Annotated in this window: 20 protein-coding genes and 7 pseudogenes; 14 read left to right on the top strand and 13 right to left on the bottom strand. The window is 68.8% G+C overall.

Going from position 1 to position 23,893, the window contains the following annotated elements; all coding sequences use genetic code 11:
* Nucleotides 1-211: 211 nt before the first annotated feature.
* Nucleotides 212-899, top strand: a pseudogene (locus OG819_RS39560) (glycoside hydrolase family 75 protein).
* A gap of 127 nt (nt 900-1,026) precedes the next feature.
* Here the strand turns inward: OG819_RS39560 and OG819_RS39555 are convergent.
* The 8 genes and pseudogenes from OG819_RS39555 to OG819_RS39520 form a co-directional block, all read right to left on the bottom strand.
* Nucleotides 1,027-1,452, bottom strand: a complete 426-nt coding sequence (locus tag OG819_RS39555; RefSeq protein WP_266632692.1) for a PTS-dependent dihydroxyacetone kinase phosphotransferase subunit DhaM — start codon at nt 1,450-1,452, stop codon at nt 1,027-1,029.
* A complete protein-coding gene (gene dhaL, locus OG819_RS39550; protein ID WP_266653925.1) occupies nt 1,445-2,044 on the bottom strand; it encodes a dihydroxyacetone kinase subunit DhaL in 600 nt (199 codons plus the stop codon). The genes OG819_RS39555 and dhaL overlap by 8 nt, the downstream gene beginning before the upstream one ends.
* Before the next feature lie 67 nt (nt 2,045-2,111).
* Nucleotides 2,112-3,104: a dihydroxyacetone kinase subunit DhaK gene (dhaK, locus tag OG819_RS39545; RefSeq protein ID WP_266653923.1), complete on the bottom strand. Its 993-nt coding sequence runs from the start codon at nt 3,102-3,104 to the stop codon at nt 2,112-2,114.
* A gap of 1,263 nt (nt 3,105-4,367) precedes the next feature.
* Nucleotides 4,368-5,034: pseudogene (locus OG819_RS39540) on the bottom strand (MnhB domain-containing protein); the annotation flags it as partial.
* Complete coding sequence (locus tag OG819_RS39535) at nt 5,031-5,291, bottom strand: DUF4040 domain-containing protein (protein ID WP_054230501.1); 261 nt, start codon at nt 5,289-5,291, stop codon at nt 5,031-5,033. The pseudogene OG819_RS39540 and the gene OG819_RS39535, both read right to left, overlap by 4 nt.
* Nucleotides 5,284-5,736 carry a monovalent cation/H+ antiporter complex subunit F gene (locus OG819_RS39530; protein ID WP_323139408.1) on the bottom strand — a complete coding sequence of 151 codons (453 nt, stop codon included), beginning with the start codon at nt 5,734-5,736 and terminating at the stop codon, nt 5,284-5,286. Before OG819_RS39530 ends, OG819_RS39535 begins: the two co-directional genes overlap by 8 nt.
* Nucleotides 5,733-5,916, bottom strand: a pseudogene (locus OG819_RS39525) (hypothetical protein). The gene OG819_RS39530 and the pseudogene OG819_RS39525 overlap by 4 nt, the downstream one beginning before the upstream one ends.
* Before the next feature lie 164 nt (nt 5,917-6,080).
* Nucleotides 6,081-6,194, bottom strand: a pseudogene (locus OG819_RS39520) (sigma factor-like helix-turn-helix DNA-binding protein); the annotation flags it as partial.
* A gap of 315 nt (nt 6,195-6,509) precedes the next feature.
* Here OG819_RS39520 and OG819_RS39515 point away from each other — a divergent pair.
* From OG819_RS39515 to OG819_RS39500, 4 genes and pseudogenes are all read left to right on the top strand, one after another.
* Nucleotides 6,510-7,190 (top strand): HemK2/MTQ2 family protein methyltransferase, encoded by a 681-nt coding sequence (locus OG819_RS39515; protein ID WP_266635011.1) that lies wholly within the window; start codon nt 6,510-6,512, stop codon nt 7,188-7,190.
* Nucleotides 7,171-7,383 carry a CDGSH iron-sulfur domain-containing protein gene (locus tag OG819_RS39510; protein ID WP_266632705.1) on the top strand — a complete coding sequence of 71 codons (213 nt, stop codon included), beginning with the start codon at nt 7,171-7,173 and terminating at the stop codon, nt 7,381-7,383. The genes OG819_RS39515 and OG819_RS39510 overlap by 20 nt, the downstream gene beginning before the upstream one ends.
* Nucleotides 7,380-8,423 (top strand): iron-containing redox enzyme family protein, encoded by a 1,044-nt coding sequence (locus OG819_RS39505; protein ID WP_266653921.1) that lies wholly within the window; start codon nt 7,380-7,382, stop codon nt 8,421-8,423. Before OG819_RS39510 ends, OG819_RS39505 begins: the two co-directional genes overlap by 4 nt.
* A gap of 371 nt (nt 8,424-8,794) precedes the next feature.
* A pseudogene (locus OG819_RS39500) lies at nt 8,795-9,061 on the top strand (VOC family protein); the annotation flags it as partial.
* Nucleotides 9,062-9,495: 434 nt separating this feature from the next.
* Here OG819_RS39500 and OG819_RS39495 read toward each other — a convergent pair.
* Entirely contained in the window at nt 9,496-9,924 is a 429-nt protein-coding gene (locus OG819_RS39495) for a helix-turn-helix domain-containing protein (protein WP_266632709.1), read from the bottom strand.
* Nucleotides 9,925-10,157: 233 nt separating this feature from the next.
* Here OG819_RS39495 and OG819_RS39490 point away from each other — a divergent pair, with 233 nt between their 5' ends.
* From OG819_RS39490 to OG819_RS39470, 5 genes and pseudogenes are all read left to right on the top strand, one after another.
* Entirely contained in the window at nt 10,158-10,901 is a 744-nt protein-coding gene (locus OG819_RS39490) for an ANTAR domain-containing protein (protein ID WP_266653919.1), read from the top strand.
* Nucleotides 10,902-11,333: 432 nt separating this feature from the next.
* A complete protein-coding gene (locus tag OG819_RS39485) occupies nt 11,334-11,657 on the top strand; it encodes a plasmid stabilization protein (protein WP_266653917.1) in 324 nt (107 codons plus the stop codon).
* A gap of 133 nt (nt 11,658-11,790) precedes the next feature.
* Nucleotides 11,791-12,249, top strand: a pseudogene (locus OG819_RS39480) (SRPBCC family protein); the annotation flags it as partial.
* A gap of 364 nt (nt 12,250-12,613) precedes the next feature.
* Nucleotides 12,614-12,853 carry a hypothetical protein gene (locus OG819_RS39475; protein WP_266653915.1) on the top strand — a complete coding sequence of 80 codons (240 nt, stop codon included), beginning with the start codon at nt 12,614-12,616 and terminating at the stop codon, nt 12,851-12,853.
* 384 nt (nt 12,854-13,237) lie between these two features.
* Nucleotides 13,238-14,080 carry a hypothetical protein gene (locus OG819_RS39470; protein ID WP_266653913.1) on the top strand — a complete coding sequence of 281 codons (843 nt, stop codon included), beginning with the start codon at nt 13,238-13,240 and terminating at the stop codon, nt 14,078-14,080.
* Between the two features lie 411 nt (nt 14,081-14,491).
* Here the strand turns inward: OG819_RS39470 and OG819_RS39465 are convergent, their stop codons facing one another.
* Nucleotides 14,492-16,927, bottom strand: coding sequence for a SpoIIE family protein phosphatase (locus tag OG819_RS39465; protein WP_266653911.1), 2,436 nt, complete (start codon nt 16,925-16,927; stop codon nt 14,492-14,494).
* Nucleotides 16,928-17,017: 90 nt separating this feature from the next.
* Complete coding sequence (locus OG819_RS39460; RefSeq protein ID WP_266632721.1) at nt 17,018-19,477, bottom strand: SpoIIE family protein phosphatase; 2,460 nt, start codon at nt 19,475-19,477, stop codon at nt 17,018-17,020.
* 376 nt (nt 19,478-19,853) lie between these two features.
* Between OG819_RS39460 and OG819_RS39455 the strand changes: the two genes are divergently transcribed.
* Entirely contained in the window at nt 19,854-20,489 is a 636-nt protein-coding gene (locus OG819_RS39455) for a TetR/AcrR family transcriptional regulator (RefSeq protein ID WP_266632723.1), read from the top strand.
* A gap of 188 nt (nt 20,490-20,677) precedes the next feature.
* On the opposite strand, the pseudogene OG819_RS39450 reads toward OG819_RS39455, so the two are convergent.
* Nucleotides 20,678-20,891 (bottom strand): annotated as a pseudogene (locus OG819_RS39450) (ferredoxin).
* Nucleotides 20,892-21,527: 636 nt separating this feature from the next.
* Between OG819_RS39450 and OG819_RS39445 the strand changes: the two are divergent.
* From OG819_RS39445 to OG819_RS39435, 3 genes are all read left to right on the top strand, one after another.
* Nucleotides 21,528-21,653 carry a hypothetical protein gene (locus OG819_RS39445; RefSeq protein ID WP_266632725.1) on the top strand — a complete coding sequence of 42 codons (126 nt, stop codon included), beginning with the start codon at nt 21,528-21,530 and terminating at the stop codon, nt 21,651-21,653.
* 27 nt (nt 21,654-21,680) lie between these two features.
* A complete protein-coding gene (locus OG819_RS39440; protein WP_266653909.1) occupies nt 21,681-22,100 on the top strand; it encodes an SsgA family sporulation/cell division regulator in 420 nt (139 codons plus the stop codon).
* 70 nt (nt 22,101-22,170) lie between these two features.
* Entirely contained in the window at nt 22,171-22,500 is a 330-nt protein-coding gene (locus OG819_RS39435) for an NIPSNAP family protein (protein ID WP_266632729.1), read from the top strand.
* Nucleotides 22,501-23,145: 645 nt separating this feature from the next.
* Here OG819_RS39435 and OG819_RS39430 read toward each other — a convergent pair.
* On the bottom strand, nt 23,146-23,763 hold the full coding sequence (locus OG819_RS39430) for a TetR/AcrR family transcriptional regulator (protein WP_266632731.1): 618 nt from the start codon (nt 23,761-23,763) through the stop codon (nt 23,146-23,148).
* Between the last annotated feature and the right edge of the window lie 130 nt (nt 23,764-23,893).

The raw sequence follows: 23,893 nt of genomic DNA, 5'->3' as shown, positions 1-23,893 counted from the left end.
GTGCCCGCGGCGCGGACCGCTGTCGTCGCTGATGCCGCGCCGGCGAGGGCGGTCGAGAGGCCCGGGTCGATGACGGCTCGGGCCCTCGGCCGCAGTGCACCCGTCGAGACCGCCGTGCACCGTCCGGCCCCTTCCCGGTGGACGCACCGTCAGAAACACGCCAAATTTTGCTAAATGACCGTCAATGTCCCCCAGGAGAGGGTCTCTTATCGTGCGTGCTCAGTCGCTGACCCTGGCCGTGGCCGGCGTGGCCCTGCTCGCTCCCGCCCCGTCTCCCGCCGCCCGTCCGAGCCTGCCCGCGGCGGCGCGGGAGGGGAAGGTGCGCGCCTCCGACCTGCTCGCCAAGGTCCGTGACTGCGTGGCCGTCTCGAAGGGGCGCTACCGCACCGACAACAGCGCCCGCGCCGAGATTCCCGTCTGCGGGACGCGAGGCGCGGTGTTCTGGAAGGCCGACATGGACATCGACTGCGACGGCCGCCCCGGCCTCCTGTGCAACGAGCGGACCGACCCGTTCTTCTCCGGGACCACCGCGTATCGGCAGTCCGACGGGCGGTACCTGAGCGCCGAGACCCTCCCGTATGTCGTCGTGCCCGCGCCCAGTGACATCTGGGACCACCGCGCCCACGGCATCCGAGGCGGCTCGGTGGTCGCGGTGATCTACCAGGACCGGGTCACGTACGCCGTGGTCGGCGACACCGGGCCGCACGCAATCATCGGCGAGGCCTCGTACGCCACCGCCAAGGCGCTCGGCATCCGCCCCGATTCCGCGCGGCGGCGGGACACCTTCCGGGGTCACCTACATCGCCTTCAAGGACTCCCGGGTGTCCCCCATCGAGGATCACGCGGCAGCCGTGACCGAGGGGGAGCGACTGGCCCGGCAGTTCGTGCGCGGCCGCTGAGCGGCCGCGGGGCCGGTTCCCCCAGGGGCTGGAGGTTCTCAGACCGCCGTCCCACCCGCCGGGGGAGAGGGCGCAGGGGCACCGGGACTCGCCTGCCGGGCCAGCCCCGGTGCCCCTGCTTGTTCCCTCACACCTTCCGGTAGGCGTACGCCTCCGTGGCCGCCGCCTCGACCGCCGCGAGGTCGGCTCCCGTCGAGGCCGTGACCACCGCGGCCACCGCGCCCTCCACGAAGGGCGCGTCCACCAGGCGGCTGTTGTCGGGGAGCTCGTCCCCCTCCGCCAGCAGGGCCTTCACGGTGAGAACCGCGCTGCCCAGGTCGGTGAGCACGGCGATCCCGGCACCGCGGTCCACCGAGGCGGCGGCCGCGGAGATCAGTTCGGCGCTGGTGCCGAGACCGCCGTCCATCGTGCCGCCGGCCGGGGCGACGGGAGCGGTCGTCCCGCCGCCCGCGAGCCCCGTCGCCAGCTCGGCGACCGAGGCGGCGACGGCGGCGCTGTGGGAGACCAGCACGACGCCGACGAGCTTGTCCGTGCTGCCCGTGGATTCACTCATCGGAGGCCTCCAAGAGGGCGCTGATCAGCAAGGACGAGGAGGTGGCGCCCGGATCCTGGTGCCCGATGCTGCGCTCGCCCAGATAGCTGGCCCTGCCCTTGCGGGCCTGCAGCGGTGTCGTCGCGACGGCGCCCTCCTCGGCGGCCGTCTTCGCCGCGGCGAAGGACTCGGGGAGCGCGTCCACCGCGGGCACCAGCGCGTCGATCATGGTCTTGTCGCCGGGCGCGGCTCCGCCCAGCGCCATCACGGCGTCCACGCCCGCGCGCAACGCGTCCGTGAACTGTTCCTCGGTGACCTCGGCTGCGTCCCCGAGGGCCTTGCCCGTACGGCGGAGCAAGGTGCCGTACAAGGGGCCCGACGCGCCGCCGACCGTGGAGATCAGCTGGCGTCCGGCGAGGGTGAGAACGGCGCCGGGGGTGTCCGGTGCCTCCTTCTCCAGCGTGGCCACCACGGCGGTGAACCCGCGCTGCAGATTGCTGCCGTGGTCGGCGTCGCCGATCGGCGAGTCCAGAGCGGTGAGCCGCTCCGCCTCGTGGTCGACGGACGCGGCGGTCGCCGTCATCCAACGGCGGAAGAAATCGGCGTCGAGCACAGAATCTCCTTGCGTGGTACGAACGTTGGCCGGGCGGGACCGCGACGTCATGCCGATGCCGCGGGGTTCACACGCCCCAGCGCAACGCGGGCGTCTTCACCGGCGCGTCCCACAGCCGCAGCAGCTCCTCGTCCACCTGGCACAGCGTCACCGAGGCGCCCGCCATGTCCAGTGAGGTGACGTAGTTCCCGACCAGCGTGCGTGCCACGGGCACCCCGCGCTCGGTGAGGACCCGGTTCACCTCCGCGTTGAACCCGTACAGCTCCAGGAGCGGCGTCGCTCCCATGCCGTTGACCAGCAGCAGGACGGGATTGCGCGGGTTGAGGTCCTCCAGGATCGCGTGCACCGAGAAGTCGGCGATCTCGTGCGAGGTCATCATCGCGCGCCGCTCCCGGCCCGGCTCGCCGTGGATGCCGACCCCGAGTTCCAGCTCACCGGGCGGAAGGTCGAAGGTGGGGCTGCCTTTGGCCGGCGTGGTGCAGGCGCTCAGTGCGACACCGAAACTGCGGGAGTTCTCGTTGACCTGCCGGGCCAGTGACTGAACCACCTCCAGCGGAGCGCCCTCCTCGGCCGCGGCGCCCGCGATCTTCTCCACGAACAGGGTCGCGCCGGTGCCACGCCGTCCCGCGGTGTACAGACTGTCGGTGACGGCGACGTCGTCATTGACGAGGACCTTCGCCACCCGGATGCCCTCGTCCTCGGCGAGCTCGGCCGCCATGTCGAAGTTGAGCACGTCACCCGTGTAGTTCTTCACGATGAACAGCACGCCCGCGCCGCTGTTCACGGCCGCCGCCGCCCGCAGCATCTGGTCCGGCACCGGAGACGTGAAGACCTCGCCCGGACAGGCCGCCGACAGCATCCCGGGCCCCACGAAACCGCCGTGCAGCGGTTCGTGCCCCGATCCGCCACCGGAGACGAGGCCCACCCGGCCGGCCACCGGGACGTCCCGCCGTACGATCACCCGGTTGTCCACATCCACCGTCAGCTCGGGATGCGCGATCGCCATACCCCGCAGCGCGTCCGCGACCACCGTCTCCGCCACGTTGATGAGCATCTTCATGGATACCTCCTGATGAGACTAGCGGATGAGCCTCTGGCCTCTGTCTTTGCAGGTCAGAGCAGGTTGGGGCAGTAAGTGATCTTGGCGGTTCGGGTCGGTCGGAAGCGGGTCCCGGCGGTGCTGACGCTGACCTGCCGCTGACTCCGATGGCAGGGCGCCAGATGTGTCTGGCATGTACACGGATCGGCCCGAGAAGCCCGCTACGGGGACTGCCGGCGCTGTGGATGAGGCGCTCATCTGCGCGGATGCGAACGGGAGGGTCTGTGGCTGTCCGGCTGCCGGGCGAAATCCGGCCTCGGGGTGGATCGCGGAGACGCTGTCCGACGGGGTGTTCATCGCAGACGCGGGGGGCTCCGGCGCGAGTGTAGTAAGCACTTCGTGTCTCGATCCCAGACTCGGGCGTGTTCCGCATTCCATGCGGGCCTGGTGGTGGAGAAGTCTGTTGTGGCCCGCTCAACCGAGCATCCCCGAAATTCTGGCTGGGTGCCAGATGTCGTGAAGGAGATCGGAGGGTAGAGCGGCTGCAGCCCTGGCGGGGTCGCATTCGATGGTGGGACTGCCGTGCGGTGGAACTTCAGCGGGCGTTCCCAACAGGACATCGAGGAGGGCCGGCAGGACGGGATGGAGGGGACCTGCTCGGCGAGGTGCACGGCTACGACGGCGCTCCTTGTCCGCTCCCGAACTCCCGTCGCCGAAACCATCCGGGCAGATCGCAGACCATCGGACCCTCGACGCTTGCGCGTAGATCGCTCACCGAGACACGGCTCAGATGTGTCAGCTGCCCCCGAGGTATCAAAGAGCACGTCGTTGATCATCATTCCGTCCTGTGCCGACGAAGATTTGGCACTTCCGATCAGAACCGGCGAGCGTGTGGGAGTGACGTTTGGCGCGGTGCCATCGACGTTGACCCGAATCCGCGACCCTTGTCGGCGGAACTACGGAGCGCATTCTGCGAGCTCTTCCGAGCGCACGCGGTGACCGTAAGCGGTACTTTTCGGAGCCGCCAGCAGATTCTTCGTCTGCTGGTGGTAAAGGCGTCACGCGTCGCTGACCTGCGTAAAACGTGGCCACGTATGGCTCGTTGGAGCCGTCGGCCCGGGAATGGTCCGGCTTGTCCTCAGCGACGGGTCCTGACCGCCGGGACGAAACCGCCGTTCGCCTCGACCACTCCGTGGATTGACCCGGGCACCTTGCCCAGCGCACGCCCGATCTCGCTCAGCGACTGCCCGTCACGCCATCGCCGCCACACTTCACGCTTCTGCTCGCGACCTCCATGCCGATGGCCGCGTTCAGCAGCGGGACGGTGCCGCCCGACGACAGGGTGTTGAAAGTGCCATAAGGAAGGAAGTTGGCGAGGACGGCGGTGCCGGCGACGGCGCCGGCGAGGCCCAGCACGAGGTAGGTGGAGGCCGCGAGGGCGTCGCCGGCCTCGTAGGAGCCGACCGGGCGGATGCGCTCCAGCGCGCGGTAGTCGGCGCCCAGGTAGAGCAGGTGAAGGGCGGTCGCCACCACGACACCACCCTGGAAGCCGCCGCCCGGGCTGAGCTGGCCGTGCGCGATCACGTACAGGCCGGTGAGGACGGCGACGGGCAAAACGACGAGCGCGTACCGGCGTACGGGGAGCGCGACCTCCTCGGGTCCGGGCTCGGCGCGGTGTTCGTCGCGGGTCTGGCGCAGCAGGACGACGGTGCCGAGGACGGACGCGAAGAGGATGCTCATTTCGCCGAGGGTGTCGAAGGCGCGCTGATCGAAGTTGACGGAAGCGATCGTGTTCGCGGTGTGCCGGGCGAGGGAGGCCCGCACCACCCGGTCCCCGTACGGGTGCCGGGTCCCCGCCGAAGCCCGGCAGACAGAAGCAGGCGGCGACCAGCAGGGCCGCGAGGCCCGCACCACCGACGGCCAGGACGATCAGCCGTACCCCCCGGGTCACCGTTCCTTCTCCTTCCGCCGCTGCGGCCGCCGGACCTTGCGCACGGACAGCATCAGCAGCAGGGGAGTCAGGGCGGAGCCCACAGCAAGCTGGGAGAGCGCCACGTCGGGGGCCTGGAGCACGGTGAACAGAACGGCCAGAACCGTCCCGAGCACCGCCAGCACGAGTGCCTGCCGCGAGGGATCACGGGTGGCCACGGCGGCGGTCGCGGACGCGGCGACCAGCAGCAGCGCCACGACGATCAGCGGGTCATCCACGCCGGCTCCCCGTGAAGCCGCCGGACAGGGCACGGGACGCGGTGAGGTTCCCGCCGATCAACAGGGCACCGACGACCAGGAGTTTCACCAGCGCACGGCCCGGACCCGTGGCTACACACACGGTGACCACGACGCCGGCACCGAACGCCGCGACCGCGTACGTGAGCCCCCACGCCCGCGGCGGATCTTTCGCCAGATCCTCCGCGAGCAGCCGAGCGAAGACGAGGGTGCCGACCGGCCCCAACAGGGCCAGGAGCAGGGCGAGATCGACGTACGACGGCCGGTCGTAGCCCTGGGCCAGGAGCAGCAGAGCAGGGCAGGCCAGCGAGGTGGACAGGTTCTGTGCCACGACCCGGCGCCGCAGCGGTCCCGTGGCGACGCCCCAGACTGTGGCCCCGACTCCCACGGTGAGCGCGGCCGTCGCGGTGAGGGTCCAGCCGTTCACCACCTGTTCACCGCCCGCCGCGCACCCCACGCCGCGACCGCCGCGACCAGCGCGGCGGGACGTGCCTACGACGAGTTCCAGGGGGGTCACCGCACTGATGAAGACCAGCCACAGTAGGGCGAGAAGGGCCCACCATGCCAGGATCTCGCCCGTGCCGAGAAGCGTCGTACGCCGGTTCACATGGCACCCCCACCGGCGAGACCAATTCGCCCCATTTGGTTGATTTCTTCTGTCGTGCCATCCAAGCATCGCTGTTCCTCCGCCAGGTGGCGACGCGCGATTACCTGGCATCCGAAGTGCCCGGGGAGGGAGAAGGGAAACCGGTCACAAGGAGGTGGGGGGTCTCAGGCCGCACCGCGCATGACTTGATCACGCAGTCGGTTGCAGCAGAGGCTGATCAGACGGGGGACGTGCATCTGCGAGATGCCGAGCTGCTCGGCGATGCCGGCCTGCGTCATGCCCCTCTAGGGCCTCCAGCCCAACCATCGAGCCGGAGTATGACCTTGGTGCGCATGTCATCGAACGGGTGGAACTTGATCACGCCAGCCCGGCGGACCTCGCCTGGCGCAGCGGTCCGGGCGACGCCTGGATGAGCGTAGAAGTGTCCGTTGTGTTGTGTGAGGGCCGTTTCGCCGGGCACTCGGAGCAGTGACTCATTGGTCGGGTGTGCCCTAGCAGGCTCGCCCGTGAGGCGCCCCTCGAATTGAGCCACCCGACGGGTGCGTGCGGTGACACGGTTGGGGCGTGGGCTGCGAGGTGTACGTGTGCTCGGCATGATGGCGTGGAACGACAGCGAGAGCGGCTCGGTGCTGGCCCCGTGGAGGGTGTACACCCCACAGCACGACACCCAGTTGTTGACCCAGGCCCTGGACCGGGAGCATGTGCCCGCGGGAGCCGCCGTTCTGGACCTGGGAACCGGTGCCGGGACACTCGCCCTGGCCGCGGCCCGGCGGGGCGCCCGCGTCACCGCCGTCGACAGGACCTACCGAGCCGTCTTCGCCACGCGGCTCAACGCCCGGCTCGCCCGCCTGCATGTCGAAGTGCTCCGGGGTGACCTCTTCGCGCCGGTCGTCGGCCGCCGGTTCGACCTCGTCGTGAGCAATCCGCCCTACGTTCCGACACCTGGGGGAGTCCCCCGCCGCCACCGCGCCGCAGTGGCGTGGGACGCGGGTGCCGATGGACGCCTCCTGCTGGACCGGATATGCCGTAGCGCCCATACGTTGCTGAGTCCCGGCGGTGTGCTGCTGCTCGTGCACTCTGCCCTGTGCGGCATCACACCGACCCTGGCCGGGCTGGAGCGGTCGGGGCTCGAAGCCCGAGTGACCGATCGGCGTCTTGTGCCGTTCGGTCCCGTGCTCCGCTCGCGCGGCGCGTGGCTGCGGGAGCGGGGACTCGTCGACGCCGACGAGGAGAAGGAAGAGCTGGTGATCATCCGTGCCGAACGGACCCGTTGAACAACCCCGCCGCGTCACGCTGACGAGCGACGGACCGATTCTCGTCGAAGGACCGGTCGAGGTCGTACTCGACGACGGGAGCACCGTGCGCTCGGACCGTTTCACCGTCGCGCTCTGCGTCTGCCGGCGCAGCCGGATCTACCCCTGGTGCGACACCAGCCACCGTGACCGAGCCAAGAGGCGGACCATATGAGCACCACCGCACCGGCCGCCCGTGACCACACCACCGGCCCCGCGCTGCCTCGAAGCAGGGGCGAACTCTCACGTACGGTCCGCCGGGCCCTGACCCGTCCCGCCGGGACGCCGCTGCCGCAGCGGGTGACGGCGGCGCACGCGGACCCGTACGGGGACGATCTGCAACTGGCACTGTACCTCTGCTACGAACTGCACTACCGAGGCTTCGTCGGCGTCGACCCCGGGTGGGAGTGGGAGCCCGGCCTGCTGCGGCTGCGCGCGGAGATGGAGCACAGTTTCCTGTCCGCGCTCCGGGCCGACACCGGACCGCCGAGAAAGGCCGCAGAAGCCCTCGCGGACATCCTCGTGGAACCCGTCGACGGCGACGGACCCTCCCACTTCCTCAAGGAACGAGGGGAGTTGTGGCAGTTCCGCGAGTACGCGGCCCAACGCTCCCTCTATCACCTCAAGGAAGCCGATCCGCACGCCTGGGTGATCCCGCGGCTGACGGGCCGCGCGAAGGCCGCGATGGTCGCCGTTGAGTACGACGAGTTCGGCGCCGGACGGCCCGAGCGCATCCACGCCCGGCTGTTCGCCGACCTGATGGCGGACCTCGGCCTCGACACCGCGTACGGACGTTACGTCGACATGGCCGGCGCGGAAATGCTGACGAGCGTCAACCTCATGTCCCTGTTCGGACTCCATCGTGCGCTGCGCGGAGCGTTGGTGGGCCACTTCGCAGCCGTGGAGACCACCTCATCGCCCGGCTCACGACGCCTCGCCCACGGACTGCGACGGGTCGGCGCGGGCCCTGCCGCCGTCCACTTCTACGCTGAGCACGTCGAGGCCGATGCGGTCCACGAGCAGATCGCCCGCCGGGACGTCGTCGGCAGCCTCCTCGAAACCGAACCGTTCCTCGACGAGGACGTAGCCTTCGGTGTCGACGCCACCGAATGGACCGAAACCCGGCTCGGTAACCACCTCCTCACCGCCTGGCGAGATGGCCGTACCTCACTGCGTACACCGCTGTGGCCGACAGACAGCACTCGGGAGGTGTGAAAGCGTCCTGCCTTGCGTGTGATCCCACGCGAACGATGTGAGCGAGCCCCGGCCCGCGGCTTCGCAAGTCCGAGTGCGGCGTGGACGCTGGATCCGTTCGGCGGTGGTGGTCCGGGGTGATGTTGATCTGGAGGTTGTGCCCCAGATGCGTATGGTTGCCTTCCGTGCCGTCGGTGGCAGGCGCGCTCGCGCGTCCCTTCGTGTACATCCATGGCCGTGGCCTCACCCGTCAACGTGGCGGTGGGACAGGCGAACCCTGGCCACGGCGGGCAGTTCGACTGGTCTGGCGTCGGTCGCTGCGCCGGCCGTCGCGTGGACGTCGTATTTCGCGGTGGCGAGTGCGGACGGGACGGTGTCCCGTAGCCAGGAGCGTCCACTACGAGGACAACGTGGTCGTACTGCGCAGCCGGGGCGACGTCGTGGCCCGTATCCACTCCGGCGCCATCGGGGCGGCGCCCGACCCGACGATCCGGCCGCACCCGCAGATCCATTTCACCGTCGACGACGTGGAGGCCGCCGCCCGCGCCGCGCGCGCCCATGGTGGCACGGCCCACCAGCAGGGCGTCGGCTCGACCGAGGCCATCCTGACCGACCCCGACGGAGCCGGCTTCTTTGTGACCGCGCGAGCGGCGGGCTGAGTGCCGCGCAGCCGTCGAGGCAGTGGTGCAGACGCCGACCGGCGTGCCGCGTGACTCGCCCCTGTGGCCAGTACACCGGCGTCCCCGGGAAGCTGAGCGCCCAGTCGCGCAAGGGCAGCGGGGCTGCCGAGACGTTCGCGCGGGCACCACCCTCGGCCCCTCCTCGAACGCGATCGGCTGAGATACCGCCGACCATCGAAGGCAGCGCCGATCCAGCGCAGGCCGCCCCCCCCGTGCGCCGGTGCCTCCATCCGGCCGATGCTGAGTGCGTCGCGCGGGACGATACCGTCAAACAGCCCGCTACGAAGTCTTGCCCCTTCCAGCGACCGCGCGACCAAGCTGTACCGGCCGAATCAAATGCAAGCCCATCGGGAGCTGGGCGGGGCAGAGTGGCCTCGCTGGTGAGCCGTATCCATAAGGTCGATCATCGCGAGTCATGACTTCACTCGGTGACGGCCGACCTGAACGGATCTCGTGGCCGTCATGCTGTGGTCGTCAGCAGGCTCCTCCGTTCCATCGCTGCCTTGATGCCTTGCCGCCTGCCGGGGCCGGGTTTCGTGGGAGTTCTCGTGCTGGTCGAGGGCGGCCAGCAGGCCCGCCACGGTGAGGCCGGCGTCGGCCGGATGCCGGAGGATGGTCCCCTCTTCGATGCGGTAGCGATTCGAGCGGCCCTGCCGGGTGTGGGTGAGATAGCCGTTCTGCTCAAGATCGGAAATGATCTTCTGGACAGCGCGCTCGGTGAGCCGGCATCGCGCGGCGATGTCACGGATACGGGTGCCCTGATCATCGGCGATCGAGGCCAGCACTCGGGCGTGGTTGGTCAGGAAGGTCCAACCACTGTGTCCCTCCGGTACTCCGCCCATGCCTCTCAGGGTAGTGCCCGGCGTTCACGTATTCAAAAGGGTGAAAATGGGTTCATGTATCTCTTGACGTGCGAGGTGGGGGAGGTCGAGCCTGGAGGAGGCAAAGACCAGTGGATGCCCCGGGAGCGACTCCCATGCAAGAACATCTGCTTTGTTCCCAGACGAGGGGCGCGGACGAAGCCGTCCACGAAACGCGAGCGGATGGCGCGGTTGGAGCCCCCACCTCGCCGTTCTTGAAGGTCGCGGCATACTCCGCCGGCGAGCGGACGGTTGTGGCGGTCGCGGGTGAACTCGACATCGACACGGAGCAGGCGCTGCGGCACGCTCTGCGTGAAGCACTGGCCCGGTCGGTCCATGGCCTCGACCTCGACTTCGCCGGGGTCGACTTCTGTGACTGCTCCGGCCTCAACGTCCTGCTGCACATCCGCCGCCTGGCCCTGGCAGAGGCCAAGACGGTCCGCATCCAGACGGCGGGGATCGCGGTCGAGCGCCTGCTGGCACTTACCCGCACTTGGCCGCTCTTCGCGCACCCGGATGACGCCGGTCCGGGCGTGGCCGCCAACGGCCGGGGCATGCGCACCGGTACCACCCCCAGTCCCGTGGAGGCGGACGGGTTGCCCGAGGATGCCGAGGAGGACCTGCGCATCGAAATCGGTCAGCTCAAACGGGCCATGCAAACCAGGCCGGTCATCGATCTGGCCCGTGGGGTCCTGATGGCCTCCTTCGGTCTGAACGCCGAGGACGCCTGGAGCGTCCTGGTCGAGGCCTCGCAGCGCACCAATACCAAACTCCACCACCTGGCCCATGAGTTGGTGGGCGCGGTCAACGGCGCTCCGCTGTGCGACCGGTTGCAGCAGGGGATCTCCGCGGCGGTCACCGAAACCCTCAACCCCCTCTCCCCGAACCACCGACGCCATGACTGGACCTCTCCCACCGGCAGACCCGCGCCACCGGACAGCGACAGCCCCGCGCCGTGACCCTTCCTCAAGGCGCACGAGACAGGCAACCTGCCGCACTCGCGACCGAGGGGCAGTCGACGAGGCGGCTATGGATGGCCCAGGGCCTTGTGCGCCCGAGGCATCCCGTCGGCCTCCGGGCCAAAACTCTCGGCGCTGGTCGGCCACACAGTAGTAGGGGAGCGAAGTGAGAGAGGCCGCCGCTGGACCGCGTCCAGGTGGCTTCGTCTCCCGTCCGACGATGTTCGACTTCGCGGCTGCCGCCACGGAGAGCGGGCGGTCAGGGGGCCATCGGTATCGACAGGTGCACCGAGTCGTCGGGACGCTTCGGTGGGGTACCCGACGGCTGCACAGGTAGGGCAGGCGGCCCGGACGCAGTACGTGCGTTTGCGGCTTCGCCCCTGCGGCGCACAGGGTGAGCAAGGCGCCCCGACAGCCATTCAGGGAGTGATCATGCCTCGTGGGTCGAGCCCCAAGCGGGAACGGCAGTACGAACACATCAAGGAAAGTGCCGAGCAGCGCGGCGAGAGCACGAAGCGGGCCAAGGAGATCGCCTCCCGCACGGTCAACAAGGAACGGGCCCGTACCGTCGAGTCGAAGACAGCGAGCAGGACGTCCACACAGGACAAGCCGTCGTCCCAGCGGGGCGGTCAGCGTTCGCACGGCGGCTCTCAAGGCCTTACTTACGACCAGCTGTACAAGGAGGCCAAGCGTCGCAACATCGAAGGGCGCTCGTCCATGAACAAGGCCCAGCTCAAGGAGAAACTCGGCAAGTAGAGCGGGGACCTGCCGTCTTCGTGTGTCGGTGTCGTCCGGGGCCTTGCTGAACTGCCGGGATTAGGGGTCCCCGACCGGGGAACGCGCACTTTGACCCGAAATATCCGGACTGTTCGAATGCGAGGAGGATGCCGTGAGTACCGTGAAGGAATCCATTGACGTCGACGTCCCGCTGCACCGTGTGTACAACCAGTGGACGCAGTTCGAGGAGTTCCCGCGCTTCATGGACGGTGTCGAGGAGGTCCGTCAGATCGATGCCGAGCACTGCCACTGGACGACGAAGGTCGCTGGTGCCCGGCGCGAGTTCGACACCGAGATCGTCGACCAGTTGCCCGATGAGCGGATCTCCTGGCGCACTGTGGGCGGCGAGGCCGAGCAGAGGGGCGTCGTCACGTTCCAGAGGCTCGACGACGCGCACACCCGCATCAGTCTGGCCATGGAGTTCGAACCCCATGGCATGGCGGAGAAGGTGGGTGACACTCTCGGTGTGCTCGACCGGCAGGTGAAAGGTGACCTGAGGCGGTTCAAAGGCTTCATCGAAGAGCACGGGCAGGAGACCGGCGGCTGGCGCGGCCGGGTCAGGCCTGCCGACGCCGACACCGGGCCGTCCGCCGGGGACACACCGATCAGGGAGACGCCGCAGTCCCGGATGACCGGTGAAGGGGCGCCGGTCGAGCCTGAGGACACGCACCAGGACGCCTCGCAGGGTTTCTCGGGATCGCTTCCGGCAGACCCGGACGACATACGGCACGGCTGACCAGCACCCGGCCTCAGGACCGTCACCGCCCCGAAAGGGATGTGGCGGCCGTGCCGACGACCAGGGAACGGAGCGCCGCGCGCGATCTCGGCGGTCCTCACCGAGACCGCGCCGGGCAGCACCTCGCCTCAGGTCGTGGACGACGGTCGCGTCTGGCCGGTGTGCGCCGGACGGCTCGGCGCACACCGGCCAGACGAAGGTGGAGACCGACACGAGGGCGGGCAGGTGGCTGGCGGTGTGGATCGACCGCCGGGGACGGCTGGTGTCGATGCCGCTCACCCCAGGAAAGGCAGCGTTCCAGGCTACCTGGGCAGGTGCTCTGGTCGGGGTGGGCACGGCCGGTGCGGTGATCGGCGCGCCCAGGTCGCGCGTGCCCGCCTTGAGCGGGCGACGGCTGCAGCAGTGGGTCGAAGAGTGGGCGCGCATCGACACCCGCTGAGGCCGGAAGACCGGTTGAAACTTTGCGAGGAACTCTTGCCCCATGGGTTAGGCCAGGGCTAGGCGAAGCCTCAGGCAATAACGAAGAGCGACGCCGGTGCCGCGGGGGCGTCGCCATACCGCTGGAACGGTGCGGAGATGCTTCTTTGGGATGCTGTGTGACGGTGCCGGTTTGCAGCCCGAACGTGTCGAGGAATGCCTGGTGGTGCCTCGTCCGCAGTCCGGCCGGGCGGCTCGGCAGCGAGGCGTTTTGCGGTTGACACATGCAGCCGGCGTTGCGGAGCGACGGAGTGCAACTGAGCCCGCCCTGTGTGGCAGCCGCCCTGGGGCGCAGGAGGCGGGACATGATGGAGGTACAGGTGCGTTCTGCGAGGAGGAGTACGGCATGGCCGGGTCGGGCTCTGGCGGTGCCGAGGACGTGGCGGGCGGCAAGTCGCGGTTCGACGACATCTACGACCGGCCCGACCCTCGCGCGTACTTCAGGCGGCTGGCCCCGCTGGAGTACGAGATCCCGCACCACGCCCAGCCGGTCTTCCGGCAGGCCGCCGTCGAACGGGCCGCACTCGATGCCGGCCGACCCCACGGGCCGGCGCTACTGGACGTGTGCTGCTCATACGGGATCAACGCCGCGCTGCTCAACCACGACGTCACGCTGGCGGAGATGTACGAGCGGTACACCTCCCCTGCCCACCAGACGATGTCCACGGCGGAACTCGCGGCACGCGACAAGGAGTTCTATGCCAAGCGGCGCCGACCGGACGCGGTGCCCGTGTTCGGCCTGGACGTCTCGGCCCCCGCCGTGCACTACGCGCTTGAGGTGGGGCTCCTCGACGCCGCCTTCACCGACGACCTGGAACATGGCTCACCCAGCCCCAGGCTGAGCCGCGCGCTCGCCGAGGTCGGCCTCATCACGCTGACAGGCGGCGGCAGCTATGTCACCGCCCGAACGTTCACGGCACTGCTGGACGACGCCCGGAGACCGGTATGGGCCAGCGCGTTCGTGCTGCGGACGGTGTCCTACTATCCGATCGTCCAGACATTCGCCGCGCACGGTCTGCGCACCACCCTCGATGTCTCCCGCACCTATCCGCAGCGCCTTTGCACCGACGAGCGGGAACGGCAGTACGCGATCGCGGCGGTCCGGGCGCTGGGCGGCGACCCTACGGGGCGCGAGGAGAGCGGCCGTTTCCACAGCCTGCACTACGAGTCCCGACCCGATACACCATGACAACCGGGGTGAGAGGGGTCATGGCTCAAGGCCGTGCCAGTGGTCCTCTTCGGCCAAGGCAGTCGTGAGAAGGAGCACGCCGGGCAGGCGTACGAGCTCAGGGGCCCGCGGCCGGCTGGTGGCCACCCACACCCTCTCGTCATCGCCACCCCGATTGCTGCTGGGGTGCCGGAGAATCGTGCGGGTGACGTGGTCGTGGACGTCTCATCCGTGATCGACGCCAAGCCCGGCTTTGGTGATAGCACCCGATCCCGGTCGATGCGCCTCCATCGAGCCGAGCCGCGGGCACGAGGTGGGGGTCTGCTCCTGCTCGCAGACTCCGGCCTCGGGTAGCCCCTGGCATGGCACCGGGTCGAGAGACATCAGAACTGTGGGTGACTCTGCCTCGAGCGACTTCGGTGAGCCGTAGCTTCAGAGGGAATCCTCGATGACTTGCTCGGACCAGATCGTCTTGCCGTTCTGGCCATGGCGGCAGCCCCATCGTCCGCCGAGTTGAGAGACGAGGAACAGGCCGCGTCCTCCCTCGTCGGTTATGCGGGCACGCCGCAGGCGGGGTTGGGTGCTGCTCGAGTCGGTGACCTCGCACACCAGGACGTGGTGGCGAATCAGACGGAGCTCCATCGGCGGACGGCCGTAGCGGATGGCGTTGGTCACCAGTTCGCTGACGATGAGTTGGGTGGTGAAGAGGAGGCCGTCCAGGCCCCACCTGGTGAGTTGGCGGGTTATCCACTCCCGAGCCTTGGAGACGGCGGCCGGATCGGCTGGGATCTCCCAGTGAGCGGTGTCCGCCGCTGGGACGGCGCGGGTGCGGGCCAGCAGCAGGGCCGCGTCGTCGCGCGGGGCCTGGTCCGCCAGGTCGGCGAGGAGAGCACGGCCGGTTTCGTCCAGGGCACGATCCGGACGGCAGTGCGCGGCGAGGGCTTCCGTCAGGCGCGGCAGGCCTTGGCCGATGTCGCGATCGCCTCGTTCGACCAGGCCGTCGGTGTAGAGAGCGAGGACGCTGCCCGGCTCGACGTCGATCACGGTGGTCTCGTACGGCATGCCGCTGAGGGCGAGTGGTGGCCCCGGGGAGATCCCTACTGCTTCGGCGGTCCCGTTGGGCCGGACGAGGACGGGTGGCGGGTGCCCGGCACTGGCCATGGCGCAGCGCCTTGTGACCGGATCGTAGACCGCGTACAAGCATGTGCCGCCGACGGTGTCGCGGTCGCCGGACGGGGCTTCGGCCGCGAGGCGCTGGACCAGGTCCGCGATCCGGGTGAGCAGCTCGTCCGGTTCGAGTTCCAGGTCCGCGAGCGTCTGGATGGCGGCGCGCAGGCGGCCCATGGTGGCGCTTGCGTGCATGCCGTGGCCGACCACGTCTCCGGCGACAAGGGCCACCCGGAGAGAGGGCAGAGCAATGGCGTCGTACCAGTCGCCGCTGATGTCCGCTCCCCCGCCTGCAGGCAGGTAGGCGCCGGCGGTCTCGGCTGCCGGAGTGTCGGTCGTGGCCGGGGGAAGGAGGCGCTGCTGCAGCGCTACGGCCGCCCGGTGCTCACGCGTGTAACGGCGGGCATTGTCGATGGCGAGCGCACCCCGTGAGGCGATCTGCTTCATGAGATCCGCCTCGTCCTCGGTGAAGGGGTCGGATCGGCCGCAGCGCCAGGCCGTTATGGCACCGAGCGTGTGCCCGCGGGCATGCAACGGTGCCACCAGCACAGAATGGGAGTCCCTCGGGACGAGATACTCGATCAGCTGCGGGTCTTCGACCATGGTGATGAAGTCGTCAAGGCCGAAGACGACTGGCTCGCCGTGTCGGAAGCTGCGCAGCAGGGGGTGGTCGGGAAGGGGCGGGATGGACTCGCCACGCTTGATTCCGGCCGGCCACACTGCGGTGGCCGGCGCAAGGGCCGCGTTGCGCATGTCTCCACCATCCAGCCGCTTCGAGGGTTCGTCCCCGTCGAAAACGGAGTGCGCAAGGTCGACTGCGGCGAAATCCCCGAAGGCAGGTGCGAGAACGTCCGCAAGGTCCTGCGCAGCGCGCACGACATCCAGGGATTTTCCTACTCGCTCTGCCACCTCGCGGGCGAGATCCAGATGACGGCGGGCGCGCATCTGGTCGGCGTTGTCGAAGTACAGGGCTGCGACCCCGGTGGGGCGTCCTCGCGAGTCCTCCAGACGGAAGGCGGACAGCGACAAAGCGTGCTGCCGCGCCGGATCGTGCCGACAGCTCACGTGCTGGTTTCTACGGACCACTGGGTCACCCGTCTCGAGTAGCCGGCGCAGTAGTGCCTCGATGCGCTCGGCGTCCTTGGCGCACAGCACGTCGCTCAGCCGAGCGCCGGGCTGTACTGGACGGCCGTCGAGAGTGCCCAGCGCGGCGTTCGTCTGCACAGTGGTGAGATCCGTGTCGTACACAGCGATGGTGATCCGGTTCTGTGCGGAGAGTGCACGCAGGAGCGCCGCGCCCTGTTCGTGGCCGGCGACGTGGTGTGTAGGGGCCGCCAGGACGAGGACCTCCGCCGAGCCGGAGCCCCCCACCTTGGTGGTCCGGAAGGTGACATCGATGGTGTCGCCGCACTGGTGCCATAGCCGAACCCGGCCGGACGCCGGTATTTTCGCGTCGCGCAGGTCATCCGGGAGGTCGGCCACTAGTTCCCGCGCGGGGCGGCCACAGACCTCCTCGGCGCGGAACCCCGTCAGCTCCTCTGCTGCCCCGGTCCACCGCACCACCGCGCCTCGATGGTCGAGCACGGCGGCTGCCGGACCGTCAAAGGCGTGCAACCCGCCGGTGGGACCGGAACCAGAGACACCCCTCGATCCTTGGGAGGCACCTGCCGAGTAGGCGTTCTTGACATTCTCTATGTCCATCTGTGGCTTCCTTCTGCGTCCTTTGCGAGAGCATGCGGCTCGAGAGATCGGCATGCTGTGGCGGCCGTCGTCCGCCCGGTCGGCAGCGCGTTACACCGCGACGGCTTTGGAGGGCAGGTCTTGTTCAGCCCAGACGACCTTGCCGTCCGTTGCGGAGCGAGAGCCCCACCTGCGGGACAACTGAGCGACGAGGAAAAGACCGCGGCCCTGCTCGTCGATGATGTGGGGCTGACGTGGGCGTGGGTGGCTGGTGTTGCTGTCGGAGACTTCGCAGGTCAAGACCTGGTGCTGGATGAGGCGTAGGCAGATCGGCCCGCCGCCGTGGCGGATGGCGTTGGTGACCAGTTCACTGACGATCAGCTGCACGGTGGCCACCAGATGCTCAAGTCCCCATTCGCTGAGCTGACGGACGGCTGCCTGCCGGGCGATGCGGACAGCGGCCGGCTCGTTCGGCAGTTCCCAGGAGGCGACCTGGGCCGCTTCGAGTCCGCGAGTCCGCGCAAGGAGCAAGGTGACATCGTCGGCCGGGGCCTGAGTCGGCAAGGTCTCGATCACGTGAGAGCACAGGTCTTCCAGGGACGAACCGGACTCTGCCAGAGCGGCGCCCAGGCGATCCAGGCCCACGTCGATGTCGTCGTCGCGGGACTCGACCAGACCGTCGGTGTAGAGCGCGAGCAGAGTTCCCTCGGGCAGTTCCAGTTCCACGGACTCGAAGGGGAGCAGACCGAGGCCGAGGCCGAGCGGGGCCCCGGCGGGCATGTCGGGGTAAGTGATATGGCCCTGCGGGTCGATGATCGCGGGCGGGGGATGCCCGGCCCGCGCCATCGTGCACCGCCGGGTGACCGGGTCGTACACGGCAAACAGACAGGTGGCGCCCACCGCCGCGGGGTTCTGGTCCGGAGCGTCGGCATCTTCCTCGCTCAGCCGCCGGACCGTGTCATCGAGGTGCGTCAGCAGTTCGTGGGGAGGTAGTTCCATGTCCGCGAGCGTTCGGACGGCGGTGCGCAGTCGGCCCATCGTCGCCGCGGCGTTGATGCCATGGCCGACCACATCTCCGACGACGAGGGCCACCCGGGCGCCAGACAGCTTGATCACGTCGAACCAGTCACCCCCCACGCCGTGGTCCAGGTCGGCCGGCACATAGCGCGAGGCCACATCGAGGGCGGCGCCGCCGCCCACATGGTGAGGGAGCAGGTCGCGTTGGAGCGTCAGGGCCGCGGTGCGTTGACGGGCGTACTGGAGAGCGTTGTCCAGGCTGAGCGCGGCCCGGGTGACAAGCTCCTCGGCAAGGAGGAGGTCGTCCTCCTGGAACGGCGTCGATTCCTCGGAGCGGCCGAACACCGCCAGACCCAGCACACAGCGCCGCGCACGGATGGGTACGACCATCAAAGAGTGGACGCCACTGTCACGGACCCTCTGCGCCAGCGTCAGGTCGGGAATGACCCAGGGGCCTGGATGGGTGTCCAGCACCGATTCCAGGTAAGACCTGCCCGTGCGCAGGGCGGTGGCAAACAGTGACGTCGGGAAGGGGCGGATCACCTCTTCGCGCACCCACGGCAGCTTGAGGACACCCAGATCGATGGAGGCCACACCGGCACGGCGCAGCACGGGTGGGCGGTCGTTCGCCTTGCCGGTCCCCGCCGAGGGATCCACGCCGAACGGAACTGACTCCATCAGGTCGACGAGTGCGTGGTCGGCCAGCAGGGGTACGGCAAGGTCTGCCAGTTCTTGCCCGGTGCGCATGACCTCGAGGGTGCTGCCGACGCGTGTGCCGGCTTCGCTGAGGATGGCAAGGCGCTCGCGCGCCCGCTGGTTGCCGGTGACGTCCACGCTCATGGCGCACACTGCCAGTGCCGTGCCGTCCGCGTCCTGGAGGCAGAAGAACGAGGCCGAGTAAGCGTGCTCCCGGCGCCGGACCGTCGACGACCACGCCCGGTACTCGTGGACCATGGTGGTGCCACTCTGCAGCACCTGCCGCATCACCACCTCGAGCGCTTGGGCCTCGACAGCGGGCAGTGAGTCCCGCAGACGGCGTCCGAACCGTCGCTCAGGAGGAGTGCCGTCGTGGCGCTCCATGACGTCGTTGACCCAGGTACAGCGCAGCTGCGGGTCATAGACGGCGATGCCGACCGGTGCGTGGGCCAGAAGCGACTCCCGCACAGCTCCGTTGGACGCCCCCGAGGACAGGGTGCTGATGTCGGTCACGGACACCAGCCAGCGGGTGCCGGCGTCCTGCCCCCACAGCCGTGAGATCCGCAGCGTCATTTTGATGGCGTGGCCGTCGCGGTGGCGGACCGTCACGGTGCCGGACCAGCCATCCTGGGCACGGCACTGCTCGGCGAACGCCGTAGCACTCGGGGCGCTCTTGGCGGGCGGCAGCACGTGTGCGGCGGACCGGCCCACCACTTCCCCGGCTGGGTACCCGACAAGCTGCTCGGCGGCGTGCGTCCACCCCACGACGGTCCCCTCCGCATCGAGCATCGCTATTGCCGCGTCGGGTATCTCTCGGGGGACCGGTTCGGTGAGTGACGTGTGGTCGGTGTTCGTCATCCGGTTCTTCCTATCGGTGCGGAGGTGTGAGTCAGCGTCGGCATGTGCGGCGTCGGGCCGATCTGCAGCCGTGGCGGAACGTTGGTGGCCGGGGTCTGAGGAGCGCCCCGGCGGGACCGGCCGCGCCGGGCGTGCGATGGGGCGCGCGACCGCGCCGAGGGTTGAGTGGTCCACCGGCACGACGCCTGTCAGTCTTGGGATGGTTTGTCCATTTCTGATGAAATAGTCAGATACGAGCGCTTCATCGTCAAGCCCCTCGGAATTGATCAAATCTTCAGATGTGACCGTGGAGTCGGGATCGGTGAGTCAGGGTGGACGCCCGAGGTGGGCAATGTCATGATGAATCCATCAGAACTGCTGCTCTTATTCATGGAGCATGCCGATGCCAGCCCTACGCAGGAACCGATTCGAACGCCGTCGTGCCGAGACCCGCCAGGCACTCGTCCGCGCCGCGCGGCAGACCCTGGCCGAGTCCGGTGGCGCCGGCGCCAGTGTCCATGCCATCGCGGAGCGGGCGGACGTGGGCCTCGGCTCCTTCTACAACCACTTCACGGGCAAGCCGGACCTGTTCGACGTTGCCGTGGCCGATGCACTGGAGGAGTACGGCCAAGCCGTCGACGAACGCCTGCACGGCGTCGATGATCCCGCCGAGCGCCTCGCCGGGGGCGTGCGGCTCAGCGTGCGCATGGCCGAGTCATACCCGGAGATCATGCAGATGCTGTGCCACAGCCAGCTCGGTCGGATATGCGGCGGCGGCGGACTGGCTGCGCGGGCGAAGCGCGACGTGGAGGAGGGTATGGCCGCAGGCCGGTTCACCGTGGTCGACCCGGTGATCGCCCTGACCGTGCTGAACGGCAGCCTGCTGGCGCTCCTGGAGCTGTGGTGCAACCAGCCAGGGGCCGACAGCGACCAGGCTGCGGGCATAATGGCCGAGATGATCCTGCACATGCTCGGCCTCTCCCCGGATGAGGCGCGTGACGTCGCCCGGCGGGCCCTTCCCGCCACAGTGTGAAGAGGATCCTGTCGCGCACCGGCCGACTGGCGTCGACTGTGCACCGGCTCCCGCGGCCTGCGTAATGGACCGGGGTGGCTGGTCTCTCTCGCCACCCCGCAGCCTCAGAGTTGGATGGGTGGGTGGCGGAATCCTCCGCGGACCTGAGCCCAGCCGGCGACGCGCCGACGATACGGCCGTTCTTGAGGTCACCAGGCACCGGCGCTCACCTCCTCACCGAGGAGGATCGCCTGCACCGGGCACGCCGCCGCAGCCTGGCGCACGCGCTCGACCTGGTCGTCGGGGACGGCCGTGGCGTACGGCAACCCCCTCCCCGTGCAGCTGGGAAGCCTCCGGCGCGAGGAACACGCACTGCCCATAATCCTGGCAGCGCGTGAGATCTACAACGGTCTGCGTCCCCACCACTCCCTCCGTTGTCTCACCCCCTCGTTTCCAGCATGGGCCGGACCCGGGCGCCCGCATGCCGCGACTCCGGTGACGGAAATCCCGGGCCGGGCAGCTCGTCCGCCCAGGGCGACGAATCAGCCCAGGGCGTATCGAGTCCGGAGGAGCGCCGATGAGGGAAAGGTGAGTGAACGCCGTGGATATGACGCACAGTTGGTCGCTGGAGTCCATGATCTCATCGGCGCACAGCCCGAGATGGTCGATGCAGCTGAGCATCTACGCGAAGGCCAGGCGGACTTCTTCCCGGCGGCCGACGCGGTCTGGGCGAGGGCGTCGAGCTGTTCGTGCCGCTGCCGACCGTGTGGGTCATTCTCGCCGCCTCGACAGTTCCATACATCGTATGGTAATCCTGGGAGAGTACTTCCATACGCCGTATGGAAGAGGTCGCTCGGACCACGCCAGGCGCCGCACATCGCCTGCACGCAACCGATTGGTGTAGGTCGCACCGATCGGGAAGGGAAGACCATGAAGAAGCTCACGAGGCGCGTTGCTGTCACCGCTTTCTCCGCGGCGGTCGTAGGTGTCGCCGTTCTCGGTGCCGGGGGCACCGCTTCCGCCTCGACTTCCGCATCCGCGCACGTCCAGCGCCCAGCCTTGAGCGTCAACGCAGGCGACTACCGCTGGGACCACGGTGTCGGCTACCTGCTCGAACTGGGTTACTCCTGGGACGAGATCCATGGCTGGCACCGCGACGGCCGGGATGAGATCAGCAGTCACTGACCGCCGCCCAGTCAGGAGTGAAAGTCGATGGAGTCTTTGAAGACCGTCGTGCAGGGGGTGGCCGTGCAGCTTGTCATCTCGCGCACCTACTCGCTGTCCATGTGCATGAGCCTGCGGTACGAGCCCACTGATCCCTATGTCGTCCGTGCCGCCTTCTTCACCGACGCGGACGAGCCGTCCGAATGGGTCCTGGGGCGTGATCTTCTGGCCGATGGCCTCACGGGTTCCGCAGGCTGTGGGGACGTCCGGGTCTGGTCGGCTGTCGGCCATGGTGACCAAGCGATGTACATCCTTCTCGGGTCTCCCGCAGGCACCGCCTTGCTCGAGGTTCCCGTGGAGGACGTCAAGGCCTTCCTGGAAAACACGGAGGCGCTTGTGCCACGGGGTGCCGAGTCCGGACACATCGCCTGGGACCTCGAACTGGCGAACCTGTTTGCAAAAGGCTGAGAGAAACCTCCCAACCGCCGTGCGGATGGGGATCTTTGTCCCGGCCACAGAAGAGAAGGAAAGAGAGTTCATGTCCCAGTACCAGCTTCGTGTCTACACACTGCGCAGCCCTGAGGCGCTCGTCGCCTACGAGGACATCTGGGCCAAGCACATTCCCGGTATGGCCAAGCACAGGATCACCACACACGGCGTCTGGACGGTGCCTGCGGCTCCCGGGAATGAGGCTCCCCAGCTGTACGCCCTCGTTTCCTACCGGGACGCCGACGACGTTCAGGAGCGGCTGGAGGCGTACCTCTCCAGCCCCGAATTCCGCGCGGACATGGAGGGCTTCGACATCAGTCAGATCGTCGGCGTCGCCGAGTCCGTGCTGACGCCCACCGCCGACTCACCCTTGCGGTGACAGGTACCGATCCGCTGGAAGTCTGCGGCGACCTTCTCGTTCGTGTCGGAACGCCGCGCAACTCCGCCAAGGGGCTTGCTGGACGGCGAGCGGCATGGACGAGATTGGCGAGGTCGAGGGGACGGTTGCAGTTGCCGTAGACCCGGTCGAGCGCCTATCGGTACGGGCGGCTGACGCCCGGTGACATGGAGGCCCGCCGGCCGGGGATGAACGCGTACCGGCGGCACCGTGCGCCAGGCTGCTGCCGCGTCCGGAGCTTGGCCGGCCCAGTCATGCGCAGGGTCGTCGTCCGGGGTGTGAGCGAGCCGCACGGCGGCATCCAGGGCCCTGGCCGCCGGCGGACGCTGCGGTTTCCTGGGACGGTGCGAGACCGCGGGCGACGCACACCATCCAGGCGGGCGCACAGCGGCAACACTGACCGCGAGGTTGCGTAGGGCAGGGTGTGCCCGTGGGGCGCGCACGACGGTGTAAGCATCAGGTCGGCCACAGATCGGCCGACCGGCCCAGCCGCAGCACGCCGCGCATCTGCCACGGCCGCATGGAGAGGGCCTTCCGGATGTGATGGGTGCCTCCTCATGCGGGCCGCGGCCTGAGCCCGCCCGACCAGGGGCCGGCGTCAGGCCGCAACACTTCAGGTCTGCAAAATCAATGGTCGGCGCCCGGGCCGTCACCATCGGCGGCGAGTCGGCTCTCCAGGCCCATGATGATCGTGTCCAGCGTCAGGCGGAAGACGCGGTTCTCGTCGAGGCCTGGAGGGGTGAGCCCGTCTTCGCCGGCAGTGGGGGGGGTGAGGCTCGACCACCGGTGGAGCGCGCCGTTGAGTTCGGCGGTTAGGACACCGGTGATGACGGCGCCCACGAGAGCGGTGATCAGCGGGAGCTCCGAGTGCGGCACCTCTGCGGCGTCCAGGATCGCGGTGAGCGCAACCCAGAACGGGTCTTCGGGCTGGATGAAGTCCGCCTGGTGGCTGAATGAGTAGGCCATGAGCTTGGGGTGACGGTGCGCCAGCGTCCGGAAATCCGTGGCGAGCAGGCGGATGCGCTCCTGCCAGGGAGCGTCCTCCAGCGTCACGGTGCGGAACTGGGTGCCGACCATTCTCGCCACGCCGCGCAACACGGCGTCCTTGTTCGGCACGTGGTGGTACAGCGACATCGGGTTCGCATCAAGCGCGGTCGCGAGTTTGCGCATGGTGAGCGCCTCGACCCCGTCCGCGTCGATGAGCCGCAGGGCGGCGGCATAGATCCCGGCCTCGGTCAGAGGCACCTCTCTCTTCCTGGTTCCCCGCGGGGGACGCTTCGCCTTTTCCATACGCGGACGGTACCAGTTTCATACAGCGTATGGAAATGACCTCGGCCACCCGGCGGCATGACGGTCGCCCGCATGGCCCCGGGTT

Source organism: Streptomyces sp. NBC_01549, assembly GCF_026339955.1.
Lineage (GTDB): Bacteria > Actinomycetota > Actinomycetes > Streptomycetales > Streptomycetaceae > Streptomyces.
The sequence above is the reverse complement of the archived record's forward strand: the minus strand, read 5'-3'. Positions and strand labels throughout refer to the sequence as shown.

What these genes read in the sequence shown, in the direction of transcription:
- OG819_RS39555 (WP_266632692.1), bottom strand. Translation starts at nt 1,452, where the DNA reads ATGAGTGAATCCACGGGCAGCACGGACAAGCTCGTCGGCGTCGTGCTG.
- dhaK (WP_266653923.1), bottom strand. Translation starts at nt 3,104, where the DNA reads ATGAAGATGCTCATCAACGTGGCGGAGACGGTGGTCGCGGACGCGCTG.
- OG819_RS39515 (WP_266635011.1), top strand. Translation starts at nt 6,510, where the DNA reads ATGATGGCGTGGAACGACAGCGAGAGCGGCTCGGTGCTGGCCCCGTGG.
- OG819_RS39505 (WP_266653921.1), top strand. Translation starts at nt 7,380, where the DNA reads ATGAGCACCACCGCACCGGCCGCCCGTGACCACACCACCGGCCCCGCG.
- OG819_RS39495 (WP_266632709.1), bottom strand. Translation starts at nt 9,924, where the DNA reads ATGGGCGGAGTACCGGAGGGACACAGTGGTTGGACCTTCCTGACCAAC.
- OG819_RS39485 (WP_266653917.1), top strand. Translation starts at nt 11,334, where the DNA reads ATGCCTCGTGGGTCGAGCCCCAAGCGGGAACGGCAGTACGAACACATC.
- OG819_RS39470 (WP_266653913.1), top strand. Translation starts at nt 13,238, where the DNA reads ATGGCCGGGTCGGGCTCTGGCGGTGCCGAGGACGTGGCGGGCGGCAAG.
- OG819_RS39465 (WP_266653911.1), bottom strand. Translation starts at nt 16,927, where the DNA reads ATGGACATAGAGAATGTCAAGAACGCCTACTCGGCAGGTGCCTCCCAA.
- OG819_RS39460 (WP_266632721.1), bottom strand. Translation starts at nt 19,477, where the DNA reads ATGACGAACACCGACCACACGTCACTCACCGAACCGGTCCCCCGAGAG.
- OG819_RS39455 (WP_266632723.1), top strand. Translation starts at nt 19,854, where the DNA reads ATGCCGATGCCAGCCCTACGCAGGAACCGATTCGAACGCCGTCGTGCC.
- OG819_RS39440 (WP_266653909.1), top strand. Translation starts at nt 21,681, where the DNA reads ATGGAGTCTTTGAAGACCGTCGTGCAGGGGGTGGCCGTGCAGCTTGTC.
- OG819_RS39435 (WP_266632729.1), top strand. Translation starts at nt 22,171, where the DNA reads ATGTCCCAGTACCAGCTTCGTGTCTACACACTGCGCAGCCCTGAGGCG.